This window comes from Streptomyces sp. NPDC127098 (assembly GCF_042722465.1).
Taxonomy (GTDB): Bacteria; Actinomycetota; Actinomycetes; order Streptomycetales; family Streptomycetaceae; genus Streptomyces; species Streptomyces millisiae.
Genome location: NZ_JBHXFJ010000034.1, coordinates 64968 through 81123, shown reverse-complemented (window position 1 = coordinate 81123; position 16156 = coordinate 64968). Strand labels below are relative to the sequence as shown.

At 73.5% G+C, this 16156-nt stretch carries 14 protein-coding genes; 8 read left to right on the top strand and 6 right to left on the bottom strand.

The genetic code is table 11. The features are described 5' to 3' along the window. Positions 1-37: 37 nt before the first annotated feature. The 3 genes from ACFWI8_RS21740 to mce all read right to left on the bottom strand — a co-directional run bounded on the left by ACFWI8_RS21740 (position 38) and on the right by mce (position 5114). Complete coding sequence (locus ACFWI8_RS21740; RefSeq protein WP_311599170.1) at positions 38-988, bottom strand: cellulose-binding protein; 951 nt, start codon at positions 986-988, stop codon at positions 38-40. 228 nt (positions 989-1216) lie between these two features. Next, positions 1217-4543, bottom strand: coding sequence for a hypothetical protein (locus ACFWI8_RS21735; protein ID WP_387094050.1), 3327 nt, complete (start codon positions 4541-4543; stop codon positions 1217-1219). Positions 4544-4661: 118 nt separating this feature from the next. Then, on the bottom strand, positions 4662-5114 hold the full coding sequence (gene mce / locus ACFWI8_RS21730) for a methylmalonyl-CoA epimerase (RefSeq protein ID WP_387094047.1): 453 nt from the start codon (positions 5112-5114) through the stop codon (positions 4662-4664). Between the two features lie 141 nt (positions 5115-5255). Between mce and ACFWI8_RS21725 the strand changes: the two genes are divergently transcribed. The 3 genes from ACFWI8_RS21725 (at position 5256) to ACFWI8_RS21715 (ending at position 8522) form a co-directional block, all read left to right on the top strand. After that, positions 5256-6473 (top strand): acetyl-CoA C-acetyltransferase, encoded by a 1218-nt coding sequence (locus ACFWI8_RS21725; RefSeq protein ID WP_387094065.1) that lies wholly within the window; start codon positions 5256-5258, stop codon positions 6471-6473. Further along, positions 6470-7447, top strand: coding sequence for a methylmalonyl Co-A mutase-associated GTPase MeaB (gene meaB / locus ACFWI8_RS21720; RefSeq protein WP_387094044.1), 978 nt, complete (start codon positions 6470-6472; stop codon positions 7445-7447). Before ACFWI8_RS21725 ends, meaB begins: the two co-directional genes overlap by 4 nt. Before the next feature lie 94 nt (positions 7448-7541). Further along, on the top strand, positions 7542-8522 hold the full coding sequence (locus tag ACFWI8_RS21715; protein WP_387094041.1) for a zinc-binding dehydrogenase: 981 nt from the start codon (positions 7542-7544) through the stop codon (positions 8520-8522). Between the two features lie 55 nt (positions 8523-8577). On the opposite strand, the gene ACFWI8_RS21710 is transcribed toward ACFWI8_RS21715, so the two are convergent. After that, on the bottom strand, positions 8578-9456 hold the full coding sequence (locus ACFWI8_RS21710; RefSeq protein ID WP_387094038.1) for an alpha/beta fold hydrolase: 879 nt from the start codon (positions 9454-9456) through the stop codon (positions 8578-8580). A 103-nt stretch (positions 9457-9559) separates the two neighbouring features. On the opposite strand from ACFWI8_RS21710, the gene ACFWI8_RS21705 reads away from it, so the two are divergent. Together ACFWI8_RS21705 and ACFWI8_RS21700 are read left to right on the top strand one after the other, a co-directional pair. Next, entirely contained in the window at positions 9560-10168 is a 609-nt protein-coding gene (locus ACFWI8_RS21705; RefSeq protein ID WP_387094036.1) for a TetR/AcrR family transcriptional regulator, read from the top strand. A gap of 126 nt (positions 10169-10294) precedes the next feature. Beyond that, on the top strand, positions 10295-11092 hold the full coding sequence (locus tag ACFWI8_RS21700; RefSeq protein WP_387094033.1) for a hypothetical protein: 798 nt from the start codon (positions 10295-10297) through the stop codon (positions 11090-11092). Between the two features lie 36 nt (positions 11093-11128). Here ACFWI8_RS21700 and ACFWI8_RS21695 read toward each other — a convergent pair whose 3' ends face one another. After that, positions 11129-11521 (bottom strand): MerR family transcriptional regulator, encoded by a 393-nt coding sequence (locus ACFWI8_RS21695; RefSeq protein ID WP_387094030.1) that lies wholly within the window; start codon positions 11519-11521, stop codon positions 11129-11131. Between the two features lie 137 nt (positions 11522-11658). On the opposite strand from ACFWI8_RS21695, the gene ACFWI8_RS21690 reads away from it, so the two are divergent. Beyond that, positions 11659-12369, top strand: coding sequence for an SDR family oxidoreductase (locus ACFWI8_RS21690; protein ID WP_387094027.1), 711 nt, complete (start codon positions 11659-11661; stop codon positions 12367-12369). 385 nt (positions 12370-12754) lie between these two features. Next, complete coding sequence (locus tag ACFWI8_RS21685) at positions 12755-14191, top strand: ATP-binding protein (RefSeq protein WP_387094024.1); 1437 nt, start codon at positions 12755-12757, stop codon at positions 14189-14191. A gap of 195 nt (positions 14192-14386) precedes the next feature. On the opposite strand, the gene ACFWI8_RS21680 is transcribed toward ACFWI8_RS21685, so the two are convergent. Beyond that, positions 14387-15595 carry an MFS transporter gene (locus ACFWI8_RS21680; RefSeq protein ID WP_387094062.1) on the bottom strand — a complete coding sequence of 403 codons (1209 nt, stop codon included), beginning with the start codon at positions 15593-15595 and terminating at the stop codon, positions 14387-14389. A gap of 90 nt (positions 15596-15685) precedes the next feature. Between ACFWI8_RS21680 and ACFWI8_RS21675 the strand changes: the two genes are divergently transcribed. Beyond that, positions 15686-16141 carry a winged helix-turn-helix transcriptional regulator gene (locus ACFWI8_RS21675; RefSeq protein WP_387094021.1) on the top strand — a complete coding sequence of 152 codons (456 nt, stop codon included), beginning with the start codon at positions 15686-15688 and terminating at the stop codon, positions 16139-16141. The last annotated feature ends 15 nt before the right edge of the window (positions 16142-16156 follow it).

Below are 16156 nucleotides of genomic sequence, written 5' to 3'. Positions count from 1 at the left end.
GTCCCTGCGCCGTTGGAGTGACGGGGGTGGGGCGGCGTCAGCGCGACTGCTGGGCCGGCACTCCCTTGCTCAGGCTGTCGCCCGCCTTGTCGTCGTCATCGTCGAACGACACGGCCGCGACCTGGGCGCCGGTCAGCGTGGCCAGCATCTCGCGGACGTTGGTCAGCTGGGCGTTGATGCTGTCCCGACGGTTGGTCAGCGCCGCCAGCTCACGCTCGGACTCGCTGCGGATCCGGTCGGCCTTGGCGTTGGCGTCCGCCACGATGTCCTCGGCCTGGCGCTGCGCGGTCTCCACCGTCTGGCGGGCCCGGCGCTCGGCGTCAGTGCGCATCTTCTCGGCCTCCAGGCGCAGCTGCTCCGCCCGGTGCTCGATCTCCGCGAGCCGCTTCTCGGCCTTGGCCTGACGGGACGCCAGGTCGCGCTCCGACTGCTCGCGCCGCTTGGCCAGGTTGGTCTCGAAGTCGGCCGCCGCCTGGGCCGCCTTGGCGCGGGTGTCCTCGAAGAGGGCGTCCGCCTCCTCGCGCTTGTTCTGCGCGTCCTTCTCGGCCTCGGCGCGGGTCGCGGCGGCGTCGCTCTGCGCCTTGTCGACGATCCGCGCGCCCTCGTCCTCGGCCTTGGCCTTGCGCTCGGCCGCGTACGCCTCGGCGTCGTTGCGAACCTGCTGCGCGGCACCCTCGGCGAGCTCACGGTGCTGCTCGGCGGCCCGACGGGCCTCCTCACGCAGGTCCTTCGCCTCCTCCTCGGCGAGGCGGAGGATCTTCTCGACGCGGGCACCGAGGCCGGCGTACGACGGCTCGGCGTCGGTGATGGCCGCCTGCGCGTTCTGCGTCTCGAGGTGGAGCTCCTCGATCCGCTTCTCGAGCGAGGTGATCCGAGCGAGTGCGCTGTCGCGGTCGGCAACGAGCTTCGAGATGCGGTCGTCCACCTGCCCGCGGTCGTATCCACGCCGCACGAGCTCGAAGCCGAAGGGGGAGGAAGTTTCGCTCATGGTTTCCTGTCGATTCCAGACGGGTTCAGTGAGTTGGTCGTGTGGGCCTGGGCGTGGGGCCTGAGGTCGAGCTCCTAAGCCTACGGTCCGAACGGGTCCATGCCCTCGGAGGCATCATCCTAGGGGGCAAACCGGCGTGTCTTCGAGCGGAACAGGTATCTGTGTGGAGAATGTTCGCCCCATCCGCTCAATCGAGTGGCCATATGGACGGGCGGCCGTGACCCACCCTCACGCCCCCGGGCGCCGCCCGCCGGGGCGCGGCGGACCACTGCCCGCGGCGGCCACGTTGCCCGGCGGCTTGGCGCCCCGACCACCGTTCTTCCCACTGGGCTTGGGCGCCTCGAACGACTCCAGGGCCTCCAACACGTCCTGCACGCGCGAGATCTCGGCGTTGATGTCCTCGCGCCTGCGGGTGAGCCGCTCCAGTTCGCGCCGGCCCTCCTCGACCGTGCGCTTCGCCTCGCGCTCCGCGTCGGCCTTGGTCTGCTGGGCCTCCCGCACCACCCGCGCCCGCTGCTGCTCGGCCTCCTTCAGCAGCGACTCCGCCTTCTTCACCGCCGCGATCCGCACCTTGCTCGCCTCGGCGTTGGCCTCCGCGACCAGCTTCTCGGCGGTGGCCCGCGCCTCGGCGCGCTGCTCCTCGGCCGCCTTCATCAGCTTGTCGACGCGCTCGCCCGCCGCCCGCGCCTGCTCGGCCGACTCGCGCCTGGCCCGGTCGTGCAGCTCCTCGACCTCGGACTCGATGCGCGAACGCAGCTCCTCCGCCCGGTCCCTTATCGCCGCCGCGTCCCGACGCGCCTCGTCCAGCAGCTGGTTGGCGTCCCTGCGGGACGTCTCGACGAGCTCGCTGCCCGCCTCCTGAGCGTCCGCGATGAGCCGGTTGGCCTCCTTGCGGGCCGCGGCCACCATGGTGTCGGACTGCTCCTCGGCGGTCGCCGCGATCCGCAGCGACTCCTCCTGGGCCTTCGCCAGCAACTCGTCGGCCTGCGCCGCCGCCTCGCCGCGCTTGCGGGACGCCTCGCGGCGTGCCCGGTCCTGGATCTCGTCCGCCTCGGCCCTGGTCCGCTCCGCGTACCGGGTCGCCTCGACGCGCAGCCGCTCGGCCTCCGCGATCGCGTCCTTGACGGTGCGTTCGGCGAGGGCGGAGGCCGCCTCCTTCTCCTCGGCCGACTCGCGCAGCACCCGGGCGGCCTCCCGCTCCGCCTCCGCGCGGTGCGTGGCGATCTCCGCCTCCGCCGCCTCGCGCAGCCCGGAGACCGAGTCCCGCACCTGCTGCGCCTTGTGCTCGGCCGCCGCCACCAGCGTGTCGGCGCGCCGCTCGGCCTCGTCCAGCCTGGCGCGCGCCGCGGCGAGCAACTCGTCGCTCTGCTCGCGCGCCTGGGCGCGCTCGGCGTGCGCCGCGTCCCGCGCGTCCGCGAGCAGCACGTCCGCCTCGCGGCGCAGCCGCGCCGCCTCCTCCTGCGCGGCCGCCAGCGCCTCGGCCGCCTCGGCCGCCGTGCGCTCGGCCGCCGCCCCGGCGTCGGCCCGCACCCGGTCCGCGGCCTCCCGGGCCTCGTCCCGCAGCCGGTCGCCCTCGGCGATGGCCTCGCCGCGCAGCCGGATCGCCAGCTCCTCGCCCTCCGAGCGGAACCTCGCCGCGTCGTTGAGTGCCTCGTCCCGCAGCTGCTGGGCGGCCTGCTCGGCCTGCTCCGTGAGCGACCTGATCCGGTCGGCCGCCTCCACGCGCAGCCGCTCGATGTCCGCGTTGGCCTCGGCCCGCAGCCGGTCCGCCTCGACCCGCGCCTCGACGAGCGCCTCCTCGGCGGCGACCAGCCGCCGCTCGGCCTCGGTCCGCAGCCGCTCCAGCTCCGCCGACGCCGCGTCACGCTCCGCCCGGGCCGCCTCCCTGGCCTCCGCCCGCACCCGACGGGCCGTCTCCTCGGCCTCCTGGGTGGTGCGCTCGGCGTGCTCGGCGGCCTCGACGCGCAGCTTCTCGGCCTCGCTGCGCGCCTTCTTCAGCGACTGCTCGGCCTGGTTGCGCAGCGTGGTGGCGCGCTCGATCGCCTCGGTGCGGACCCGCTCGCTCTCGCTGGTCGCCGAGTTCCGCAGCTCCTCGGCGTCGGCCTTGGCCTGGGCGAGCAGCTCCTCGGCCCGCGCCGCCGCCTCCTGGATCTGCTGCACCGACTCGCGGCGCGCCTCGGCCCTGGTGCGCTCGCCCTCCTCGACGGCCTCCGCCCGCAGCTGCTCGGCCTCGCCGCGCAGCCGCCTGGCCTCCTCCTGGAGCTCGACCGTCTTGGCCCGGTACTCCTTGGTGTCGTCCTGCGCGGCGCCCTTGAGCTGCTCGGCCACGTCGTGCGCCTCGGCGCGCAGCCGGTCGGCCTCCGCCTCGGCCTCCGCCCGGAGCCGCTCGGCCTCCTCGGTCGCCGCCTTGGTGGTGGCCTTCGCCTCGGCCGCCGCCTTGGTCAGCACCTCCTCGGCGGTGCGCGCCGCCTCGGCCAGCTGGGCCGCGTACTCCTCGGCCGACTTGGAGCGCGCCTCCTCGGCCGCCCCGGCCAGCACCCGCTCCGCCTCGGCGCGCGCCTCGTCCAGCGCGTGCTGCGCCTCGGCGCGGCGGTTCTCCGCGTCCCTGGTGGCCTCGGACACCATGCGCGCGATCTCGGCCTTGGCCGTCGCCGCGCGCTGCTCGTACTCGGAGTCGGCCGCGGCCCTGCGCTTGTCGGCCTCCGCGGCGGCCTCCGTGACCAGCCGCTCCGCCTCCTCGCGGGCCGCGCGCAGCTCGGTCTGCGTCGCCGCGGCGCGCTCCTCGGCCTTGCGCACCAGCGCGGCCGCCTCGCGCCGCCCCGAGTCGGCCTCCTGCGCCGTCGAGGCGCGCAGCCGCTCGGCGTGCTCGCTGGCCTCCTGGGCCTGCGCCGACGCGGCGGCCAGCAGCCGCTCCGCGTCCGCCCTGGCCCGCCGCACCAGCTCGTCGGCCTCGGCGCGCGCCGCCTCCGCGTCGGCGGCGAGCCGCTGCCTGGTCTCCTCGGTCAGCCGCAGCGCCTCGGCCCGCGCCTGGCTGACGGTCCGCTCGGCCTCGGCCCTGGTCTCCTGCAGCAGCCGCTGCGCCTGCGCCTCGCTCCGGGCCCGCAGCTGCTCGGCCCAGGCGACGTTCTCGTTGACGTGGGACTCGACGGTGGAGCGGCGCTGCGCCAGCTCCTCGTCGAGGCGCTGCCGGCGGCCGACGGCCTCGGCGTGCAGCTCCGCCTCCATCCGGGCGCGCTGCTCGGCCTGCTCCTGGAGCACCCGCTGGGACCTGGTCCTGGCCTCCCGCAGCTCGCGCTCGGCCTCGGCACGCATCTGGTCGGCCTGGTGGTGGGCGCTGCGCAGCAGCTGCTCCGCGTGGGACTGGGCGTCGCCGTAGACCGGCCGCAGGGCAAGGGCGCGGCGCACCTCGTGCAGCTTGGCACGCAGCACCTCGACCTGATAGCCGAGGTCGTCGGCGTGATCGACCGCCTTGTCGCGCTCCTTCTTCAGCCGACCCATCTCGGCTTCGAGCTGCGAGAGGTGGTCGTCAGCCTGGGTGGTGTCGTAGCCAGGCACCGCGCGGTCCCATCCGTCCCCTGGTCGTGGTGTAGCAGATCCGGTCATCGGCCGAACTCGGGACGAGAATCACGTCACTGCCCCGGCTGGGCCACTCTACCGGCCGGGGCAGCGCGCGTCAGTGGCCCGAGGGGTCTCCTGGTGCCTGCGGGGCGGCGGCGGTCACGATTTCCGTGAGCACTCCGTGACAGTCCTTGGGGTGCAGGAACGTGATGCGCGAGCCCATGGAGCCGCGCCGTGGCCGGTCGTAGAGCACCCGGACGCCCTTCTCCCCGATGGCCTGGGACTCGGCGTCCACGTCGTCGGTGCCGAAGGCGATGTGGTGCACGCCCTCACCGTTCTTGGCCAGCCATTTTCCGACGGGCGAGTCGTCCCTGATCGGCTGGAGCAGCTGGAGGTAGGAGGCGCCGCCGTCGTCGGTGCCGTTGATGCGGAGCATGGCCTCGCGGACGCCCTGTTCCTCGTTGACCTCGGAGTGGTGGACCTCGAAACCGTAGGTGGCACGGTAGAACTCGACGGTGGCGTCGAGATCGAAGCAGGCGATCCCGATGTGATCGATTCGAGTCAACATCCCCCTAGTGCACCGCCCTTGGCGCGGCGGTGCAACGTGCCCACCGTCACAGGTACGCGGCGGTGACCTTCTCCGTCACGCTCTGTAGATTGGTGTGAACGATCGTTCACTCCCGAGATCTCCGCGGAGGGACCCATGACCATGACATCCTCGCGACGGCGTCCGTCCGGCGGCGGCTCGGTGATCGTCGCCGGCGCCAGGACCCCGATGGGCCGGCTGCTGGGCTCCCTGAAGTCGTTCTCCGGGGCCGAGCTCGGCGGCTTCGCCATCGAGGCCGCCCTGAGCCGGGCCGGCGTCGCGCCCGAGCAGGTGGAGTACGTGATCATGGGGCAGGTGCTCCAGGCGGGTGCCGGCCAGATCCCCGCCCGGCAGGCCGCCGTGCGGGCCGGCATCCCGCTCTCGGTGCCCGCGCTCACCGTCAACAAGGTGTGTCTCTCCGGGCTCGACGCCATCGCGCTGGCCGACCAGCTGATCAGGGCCGGCGAGTTCGACGTGGTCGTGGCCGGCGGCCAGGAGTCCATGACCAACGCGCCGCACCTGCTGCCCAAGTCCCGGGAGGGCGTCAAGTACGGCGCGGTGCAGATGCTGGACGCGATGGCGCTCGACGGGCTCACCGACCCGTTCGACGGCATCGCGATGGGCGAGTCGACCGAGCGGTACAACGCGAAGCTCGGCATCACCCGTGAGGAGCAGGACGCGGTCGCCGCCGCCTCCCACCAGCGCGCCGCGGCGGCCCGCGAGGCCGGCCTGTTCGACGCCGAGATCGCCCCGGTGGCCATCCCGCAGCGCAGGGGCGCCCCCGTGGTGTTCGCCGCGGACGAGGGCATCCGCCCGACCACCACGGTCGAGTCGCTGGCCCGCCTCGCCCCCGCCTTCGCCGGCGAGGGGACCATCACGGCCGGCTCCGCCTCCCAGATCTCCGACGGCGCCGCGGCTGTCGTCGTCATGTCCCGGGCCAGGGCCGAGGAGCTCGGCCTCGGCTGGATCGCCGAGATCGGCGCGCACGGCAACGTCGCCGGCCCCGACAACTCGTTGCAGTCGCAGCCCGCGAACGCGATCCGGCGGGCGCTCGACCGGGAGGGGCTGACCGTCGACGACCTCGACCTGATCGAGATCAACGAGGCGTTCGCGGCCGTCGCCGTGCAGTCAATGAAGGACCTCGGGATCGGCCCCGAAAGGGTGAACGTGAACGGCGGTGCCATCGCCCTCGGCCACCCCATCGGCATGTCGGGCGCCCGGCTCGCCCTGCACGTGGCCCTCGAACTCGGCCGCCGCGGCGGCGGCGTCGGCGCGGCCGCGCTGTGCGGCGGCGGCGGCCAGGGCGACGCCCTGATCCTCCGCGTCCCCGCCCGCTCGTGACCGCGGCGCGGACCGTGGACGTGGCGGCGCTGGTCGCCCAGGCCAGGGAGGGCAGGCCCCGGGCCGTCGCCCGGCTGATCTCCCTGGTCGAGGGCGCCTCGCCGCTGCTGCGCGAGGTGATGGCCGCGCTCGCCCCACACACCGGCCACGCCTATGTCGTCGGCATCACCGGCGCCCCCGGCGTCGGCAAGTCCACCTCCACCTCGGCGCTGGTCACCGCCTACCGCCGCGCCGGCCGGCGGGTCGGTGTGCTGGCCGTCGACCCCTCGTCCCCCTTCTCCGGCGGGGCGCTCCTCGGCGACCGCATCCGGATGGGCGAGCACGCCTCCGACCCCGGCGTCTACATCCGCTCCATGGCCACCCGGGGCCACCTCGGCGGCCTGGCCTGGGCCGCCCCCCAGGCGGTGCGGGTGCTGGACGCGGCCGGCTGCGACGTGATCCTGGTCGAGACGGTCGGCGTCGGCCAGTCCGAGGTGGAGATCGCCGCCCAGGCCGACACCACGGTGGTGCTGCTCGCCCCCGGGATGGGGGACGGGGTGCAGGCCGCCAAGGCCGGCATCCTGGAGGTCGGGGACGTCTTCGTGGTCAACAAGGCCGACCGGGACGGTGCGGACGCCACGGTCCGCGAGCTCAACCACATGCTGGGCCTCGGCGAGACCCGCGCCCCAGGCGACTGGCGCCCCACGGTGGTCAGGGCGGTCGCCGCCCGCGGCGAGGGCGTGGACGACGTCGTCGCCGCGCTCGACAAGCACCGCGCCTGGCTCGACGAACACGGCGAGCTCGCCGCCCGCCGGCATCGCCGCGCCGCCCGCGAGGTCGAGACCATCGCCGTCACGACCCTTCGCGAACGCATCGCCGACCTCCGCGGCGACCGCCGCCTCACCGCCCTCGCCGACCGCATCCTGGCCGGCACGCTCGACCCCTACGCGGCGGCCGACGAGCTGGTGACGGGGGTGGTGGCGGGGGAGGGGTGACGGGGGCGCACCGACCGTCCCCGGCGGGCGGCCCTGTTGTGGGGAGCGGTGCGGCCTCATATCGTCAGCCGCTATGGACGGGTCAACTCGCCGCATGCGTGCCCTGCTTCTCGACGCCCCCGGCTCTCCCGACACCCTGCGCCGCGCCGAACTGCCGGTGCCCGAGCCCGGCCCCGGTCAGGTGCGGGTGCGGGTCGAGGCGTGTGGTCTCAACCCGGTGGACTACCAGGTCGCCGCGGGCGGGCACCCGGACTGGAGCTGGCCGCACGTCCTCGGGCTCGACGTGGCCGGCACCGTGGACGCCGTCGGCGCCGGCGTGACCGACCCCTCGCCCGGGCAGCGCGTCGCCTATCACGGCGACCTGCGTGCGCCCGGCGGCTTCGCGGAGTACGCGCTGGCCGACGCGACGACCCTGGCCCGGGTGCCGGACGCGCTCGACCCCGTGGTGGCCGCCGCGTTGCCGTGCGCCGGCATGACCGCCCACCAGGCGGTGGTGCGACGGCTGCGGGTGGCCGCCGGGCACACCGTCCTGGTGACCGGTGGCGCGGGCGGTGTCGGCGGCTACGCCGTGCAACTGGCCGCGCTGGCCGGGGCCCGGGTGATCGCGACGGCGTCCGCGGGCAACGCCGAGCACCTGCGGAAGCTCGGGGCCGACGAGGTCGTCGACTACCGGGCGGAGGACGTCCACGCGCGGGTGCGCGAGCTGACGGAGGGGCGCGGCGTCGACGCGATCGTCGACACGGTCGGGCCCGACTCCGCCACGGCCGGCCTCGCCCTGCTGGCGCACGGCGGCGGTGTCGCGGCCGTCGCCGGCCGCCCCGACCTGACGGCGGTCGCACCGTTCGGCACCGCCCCTTCGGTCCACGAGATCGCGCTGGGCGCGGCGTACAGCCACGGCGACGAACGCGCCCGCGCCACCCTGTCGTCGACGCTGACCGAGCTGTTCGCGCTGGTGGGCGACGGCCGTCTTGATCCGATGGTGGCCCGCGCACTCACCCTCGAGGAGGTCCCCGCGGGCCTGACCGAGCTGGCCGGCCGACACGTCCGGGGCAAGCTGGTGCTCTCCCTGGCCTGACCCGCGTGCGTCGGCGGGGAGCCGGCCGGCCGCTCCCGTCGTCCGGCCGCGTCGCTCAGCCGGCGAGGAACTTCAGCACTCGCTCGTTCACCACGTCGGGCTGTTCCAGGAAGGGGAAGTGGCCCACGCCCTCCAGCAGAACGCCGTCGGAGCCGGCGGGCAGGGCGCTCACGATGTCGTCGAGCGTCCGCGCGTCGACGACCGGGTCCTCCGCGCCGTGGAGGTAGAGCGTCGGCTGCGTGGGCAGCTCGGCCAGGACCCTGCCCATCTCCCACCGGTCGGTGCCGAAGGTCTCCGGGTGGAAGTTGTCGCGGTAGAGGCCGAGTCCGGAGCGGAGGTTGGCCGGCTCGCGCAGCGCGTCCTTGCCGGCCTGGCGGTCCGGGGTGCTGTCGAAGCCGGGGACGTGCCCGCTCCAGTGCTGCCAGAGCCAGTCGAGGTAGCCGAAGTCGTTCACCGGCACGATCTGGTCGGCGACGCCCATCTGGAAGAAGTAGAAGTGGCTGTTCTTGTGGATCTGGACGGGGTCCGTCGCCTTGCGGTCGTAGAAGCGGACGGGCGGCACGTCGGCCACCACGACCTTCGACCAGCGCTCAGGCGCGTGCGCCGCGGCACCCCAGGTGGCGAAGCCGCCCCAGTCGTGCCCGATGACGATCGCCCGGTCGTCGCCGCCCAGGGCCTCGTGCAGGGCGTTGGCGTCGTCGATCAGCTCCGCGATCCGCATGCTGCCGCTCGGGGGAACCTGCGTCGGCGCGAAGCCGCGCAGGGCGGGCGCGACCACGCGGTAGCCGGCGTCGGCCAGCACCGGCATCAGGTGCCGCCACATGCTGGGGGCCTCGGGGAACCCGTGCAGCAGGAGGGCGAGGGGGCCCTGGCTGTCGCCCTGTTCCAGGTAGAAGAAGTCGATGCCGTTGGCGGTGATCCGCTTCTGTTCCATGTCTGGTCATTCCTCGTGTCATAGCCCGAGAAGGGCTGTAACGAACGTTCCATCCAGAGCGTAGCGCGTCTGGAGCGAACGTTCCAACCAGTACTGTGGTGAGATGACCGACACCGCCCTCGGCACCCGCGACCGCATCGTCCAGACCACCTCGCGCCTCATGCAGCGGCAGGGGTACGAGGGCACGGCGATCAAGCAGATCTCCCAGGAGGCACGCGTCGCGCTGAGCTCCGTCTACCACTTCTTCCCGAACGGCAAGCAGGAGCTCGGCATCGCCGCCATCCGACACGCCGACGTGGAGTTCGCCGACATCCTGCGCGAGGCGATGGCCAGTACCGACGACCCGGCCGAGGCCATGGTCGCCACGGCCGAGCTGCTCATCACCCACCTGCGGAACTCCGACTGGCTCGACGGCTGCCCGATCACGGCCACCGCCCTGGAGACGGCGAGCCGCATCCCCGAGATCCAGCAGGCCGTCGCCGACACGTTCGACCACTGGCGGACCCTGATCGCCGACAAGCTGCGCGCCGAGGGCGCCGGCATCGCGGAGCAGGACGCGCACGACCTCGCGCACACGGTCATCAACACCCTGGAAGGCGCCGAACTCACGGCCCAGGTGACCCGCAGCGGTGAACCCCTGGAAATCGCCGGCCGCCACCTGGCCCGCCTGGTCGACTCCTACCGCCAGGGCCCCACAAGGTGTGATCGGTAGGGCGGCGGCGACGACCACCCTGGGCGGGTCCGAACCGTCCGGCGGCACGGGCGGGCGGATGCGAGCCGGTGACCGGTCCTTCCGGCCCTCCCGGCGACCGTCCACCGTCGAGAGGAACTTCCGTCCGTGAGGATCATGACCTGGCTCGTCGCGATCGTCGGCCTCGGGCTGACCGTCCCCTACGTGATCGGGGGGCTACGCGGCGACGGCACATCCGACTGGCTCAACGGCTTCCTCGCCGGGCCGATCCTGTTGCTGTTCGTGGTGCCCGACCTCGTCCTCCTGCGGAGGCTGACGGGCCGGGGCGGCCGCCTCGCGCGCGGGGACGTGCCGAGGGCGTTCGACGGGGCGCCCATCGCCATCGGCACCGTGGTGTCGACGGCGCGGACCGGGCTCTCCGTCAACGACCAGCCCCAGCAGGACATCCAGCTCGACGTCGACACCACCGACGGCCGGTCGTTCCGGGCCGTGCTGCGGCGCGTCGTGGACCTCACCGAACTGGCCACGCTCAGGCCCGGGCTCCAACTGCCCGTCAGGTACCGCCCCGGCGACGAGGGCGGCCGAGTGGCGCTGGCCACGGACGCCGATCCGCGGGAGGTGCAGCGCACGCTCAGCCGCGTCCAGCTGGCCAAGGGGCAGATCACGCCGCGGCAGCTGCGGATCGCCGAGGAGGGCGTCGACGCGACCGCCGTCGTCCTGGCGATGGCCCCGACCGGCGAGGTTCGTCACGACGCCGCGGTGGTGGACCTGACGCTCCGGGTGACGCGCGCCGACGGCTCGATGTTCGACATCGCGCAGCGCAAGAACGTGCCTGGTGCCGCGGTGGCGCGACTCCAGCCCGGCATGGTGGTGCGCGCCCGCTACCTCCCGCACGACGAGAGCGAGGTCGAGGTGGTCACCCCGGCCCACCAGGACGTGCCGTGAGCGTCGCCCCCACGGCCCGGCCGGGAAGGCGCTCGCTCACGGGACCACGGCCGGCTGCTCGAGCAGCGACGACCCGCAGTACGCGGGATCGGGGTGCTCGGCCAGCTCGATCACCCGGTCGAGCTTCCGCCCCGCCTCCTGCAACTCGCCGACCATCGTGGCGATGCGGGCGCGCTCGGCGCGCAGCCGCTCCAGCACCTCGGCCTGCGCGTGCCCCGTGTCGACGCACGGCAGGATCGTCGCGATCGTGCGGCTGCTGAGCCCGGCGGCGTAGAACTGCTGGATGAGCCGCACCCGCTCGACCGCGGAAGCCGGGTAGACCCGCTGGCCGCTCGGGGTGCGCTCGGAGCGGAGGATGCCCTGCTGTTCGTAGTAGCGGAGCGCGCGGGCGCTCACGTTCGCCCTGCTGGCCAGTTCGCCGATCCGCACGACGCGCTCCCTCCGGTGTGGCGCACGACACGCGTCGCGTCGCCGTGCTCGACTTGCCCTTGACGTCGACGTCAAGTTTTAGCGTAGCCGACGAGGACGGACGCGACCGCGCCCGTCAGCGAACCGAAGGGACCACCATGGACGTCACCGGCTCGATCGCGCTCGTCACCGGCGCGAACCGCGGCATCGGCCGCCGCTTCGTCGACGAGCTGCTCGCCCGCGGGGCCGCCAAGGTCTACGCCACGGCCCGCCGGCCCGAGTCGATCGACGCGTCCGACCCGCGGGTCGAGGCGCTGCGCCTCGACCTCCTCGACGCCCAGTCGGTGACGGACGCCGCCGCCGCGGCCCCCGACGTCACCCTGCTCGTCAACAACGCCGGCATCGCGACGCGGACCAGGCTGTTGACCGACGACCTCGACCCCCTCCGCCGCGAACTCGACACGCACCTCTTCGGCACCCTCGGCGTGATCCGCGCCTTCGCGCCGGTCCTCGCGGCCAACGGCGGCGGAGCGGTGGTGAACATGCTGTCGGCGCTCTCGTGGTTCGCCACGCCCGGCGCCGGCGCCTACTCCGCGGCCAAGGCCGCCGAGTGGAACATGACCAACGCCCTCCGCCTCGAACTCGCCGACCAGCGGACCCTGGTCCAGGGCGTGCACCTGGGGCTCGCCGACACCGACATGGCAGCCGACTTCGACCTGCCGAAGATCGACCCGGCGGACGTCGCCCGGGCCAGCCTCGACGGCGTGGCCGCCGGCGCGGTCGAGGTGCTGGTCGACGACACGGCCCGCTTCGTGAAGGCCGGCCTCGCGGGCGACCCGGCGGAGCTCTACGCCAAGCTGGGCCTCTGACGGCTCAGGGCACCATGGCGAGGACGCCCGGCCATATCGTCGGCCGGGAGATGTCGCAGCGTGGTGGGCGGCTCGTCGGCGGCCCTCGCCTCCGCCGCCGCGTAGGTCGTCTCCGGCCCGTCCGGCTCCCACTCCCGGGGGAACCCGTGCCTTCGCGGCCGCCGCCAGGAGCAGGCCGACTCCTCCTCGTCGTGTCGCCGCCGCTCGACACCCTGTCCCGAGCGGTGCGGCACTCGCGCTGCCGCACTGCGGCGTTGCGGGGCCGCTTTCCCCCACCTGGTGTCGCTGGCCTTGCCGGGCCGCTGAGTCACGCCTCGTCGAATACTAGTTCTGGCGATAGTATTGTGGCCAATAGTATCGCCACCACTAGAAAGTTGAGGTCTCTGTGCGGCGCTTCATCGGACGGCAGCGTGAGCTGGGAGTCCTCCAAGATGTCCTCGACGAGGTCCGCTCCACCGGGGAGGGGCGGTGTCTTCTCATCCGGGGGCGGCGCCGGGTGGGCAAGTCGAGCCTCGTGGAGGAGTTCCTGGGGCGGGCCGACGGAGTGCCCAGCTTGTTCTACACGGCGGCGGGGCTCCCGGCCGAGGGAGAGCTGGCCGAGCTCGTCGAGGCGGTCGCGGGTTCGACCCTGCCGGATCGGGCGCTGTTCGTCGAGGAGCGGCCCCGGCAGTGGAGCGCGGCGTTCCGCCTACTGGCCGAGATCCTGCCCGATGACGCTCCAAGCGTGTTGGTGATGGACGAGGTGCCCTATCTCATGGGGCGCGTCGACGCCTTCGAGGGCATGCTGCAACGGGCGTGGGACCGGCAGCTGAGCCGCAAGCCGGTGCTGCTCCTGCTTGTCGGTTCTGACCTTTCCATGATGGAGGCGCTCAACAGCTACGAGCGGCCCTTCCACCAACGGGGGAGCGAGATGGTCGTCGGTCCCCTGAACCCCGCAGACATCGCCAGCATGCTCGACCTCGCTGCGGCCGAGGCGTTCGACGCGGCACTGGTCACCGGAGGGCTACCCCTCATCCTGCGCCAATGGTCTCCCGGACAGAGCGTGTGGGACTTTCTCCAGACCTCCCTGGACAGCCCGATCTCCGCGCTTCTCGTATCGGCGGAACGCTCGCTCGCGGCGGAGTTCCCGCCGCAGGCGATGGGCAGAGAGGTGGTGCGAGCCATCGGCGCGGGGGAGCGGACCTTCACCAACATCGCGCGGGCGGCGGGGGGGATCGCCCACACCACGCTCACCAGGGCGACCGAGCTGCTGACGCGAAAGGGCATGGTGGCCGCCGAACTGCCGGTTTCGCTGCGCCCGTCGAAGGAGCGCCGCTACCGCGTGACAGATCCCTATCTTCGATTCTGGCTGACGTTCCTCGAACCACACATGGCGGAGATCGAGCGTATGCGTGGTGACTTGACGCTGGCACGGATCAGGGAGCGGTGGACCGCCTGGCGCGGCCGGGCGGTCGAACCGTTGATCCGCGAGTCCCTGGCCCGGCTGCTGCCGGATGGTGAACTCCCCGCCGCCCCCGTGGTCGGTGGCTACTGGACCCGTGGCAACGAGGTGGAGATCGACCTGGTGGGCGCGGACCGGCAGCCGGTCGCCAAGCGTCTGTTGTTCCTTGGCTCGATCAAGTGGCTCGAGCAGTCGCCGTTCGACGCGCACGACCTGGCCGCACTCCACAGGCACCGGGCGGCTGTGACGGAGGACCCGGTGCCGCTGGTGGGAGTCTCCCGTAGTGGCGTGAAATGTACCGGGCTGACCGCGACCTACGGGCCGGAGGAACTCATCGCCGCATGGCGCCACGATTCAGCCGGCCGGGCTGGCAGGCGCTGACGGCACAGGCGTGGCGCTGGCTCGGAAGGAGAGCTCCTGTAGCCGTCCGGTCAACAACAACCCAGAGACGAAGGAGAGTTGCCGGTTCCGGACCCGTTCCGCCTCGTCCGACGTCGGCGCCGGTGGCGCCGGCCGAGGACGCCGAACGCGGTCGCGGGCTGCTGCTCATCGGCGCGCTGGCGCACCGGTGGGGCGTCAGCCCGCCGACGGTCGGCAAGACGGTGTGGGCCGAGTTCGACCTGCCGCGTCAGTGAACGGCCGCACGCGGCGGTCGGTCGCCCAGACCGCCAGCGCCGCGACCGCGAAGGTCGCGCCGAGGGCGCTGGAGCCGGGCCAGCCGGCGGTGGCGAACGCGGCGGTCGTGGTGGTCGCGCCCAGCGCGGAGCCGAGCGAGTAGAAGAGCATGTAGCCGCCGACGACGCTGCTGGTGCGGTCCGGGTGGGCCGTGGTGAGCAGGTGCTGGTTGCTCACGTGGACGGCCTGCACGGCGAAGTCGAGCACGACCACCCCGATGACGACGAGCCACAGCGACCAGGACGCCTGCCCGACGGCCAGCCAGGAGACGGCGAGGAGCGCGAGCGCCCCGCCGGTGACGCGGCTCGCGAACCCCGCGTCGGCCCAACGCCCCGCGCGGGCGGCCCCCAGCGCGCCGACCAGGCCGGCGAGCCCGAACAGGCCGATCTCCGCCGTGTCGAGGCGCCAGGGTCCGGCCGCGAGGGGGAGCGCCAGGCCGCCCCAGAGTGCGCTGAACGAGGCGAACGCGAAGAACGCGATCAGCCCGCGTGAGACGAAAAGACGCTCACGGAACAGGCCGCGCAGCGAGGCCAGCACCTGCCGGTAGGTGACGCGCTCCGCGCGCGCGTCGGGCGGCAGCGTGCGCAGCAGGAGCCACGCCAGCGTCGCCAGGAGCACCGAGAGCACGACGTAGACGCCGCGCCAGCCCCAGGCCGCGGCCAGGGCGCCGGCGGCGACGCGTGCCCCGAGGATGCCGAGGACGACGCCGGAGGTCACCGCGCCGAGGGTGCGGCCCCTTTCCTCGGGCGTGGACAGTGCCGCGGCGTAGGCGACCGTCGTCTGCACGACGACGGCGAACAGGCCGGCGACGGCCAGCCCGACGAGCAGCACCCAGGCCCGCGTCGCCGTCGCGGCCAGTGCGGCCCCCGCCCCGGCCAGCACCAGATGTCCGGCGATGAGCCTCCGCCGGTCGAGCAGGTCGCCCAGCGGCACCAGGGTGGCCAAGCCCACCAGGTAGCCGAGCTGTCCGGCCGCGACGATCCAGCCCAGCTGGCCGTCCGCCATGCCGAGATCGCTCCCGATCTGCCCGAGTACGGGCTGGGCGGCGTAGACGCTCGCGACCGCGACCGCGCACACGGCGGCGAACAGCACCCTTCTGCCGACTGTCAGAGCCATGCACCCTCCCGAATCAGTAGCGAATTGCTACTGATTCGACGCTACGGCATACTGGTTTCAAACAGCAACTCTTTTGGGGGTGTGATGGCGCCCGTGACCCGCGACAGCGGTGCGGCGTGGACCGACCCGAACTGTCCCGTCGCCCGGACGCTGGACCTGGTCGGCGACCGTTGGGCCCTGCTCATCGTCCGCGACGCCATGGACGGCGCGCGCGGGTTCACCGAGTTCCAGCAGCGCACCGGCATCGCCCGCAACATCCTCACGGACCGGCTCCGCCGACTCGTCGAGCGCGGCATCCTCGAACGGCGCACCGCGCCCACCGGCAGGCGACAGCTCTACGCGCTCTCCCCGGCGGGTCGCGATCTGTTCACCGTCGTCGTCGCCCTGCGCCAGTGGGGCGAGCGCCACGCCTTCGCCCCCGGCGAGCCCCACTCCGTGCTCGTCGACGAGCACGGCGCGCCGCTGCCCGAACTCCGGCCGACCGGATCGAGTGGCGACCTCGTCGACGTCGACACCACCGCCGTTCGGAAGGTCCCCTGACCGACCGGCCGCTGA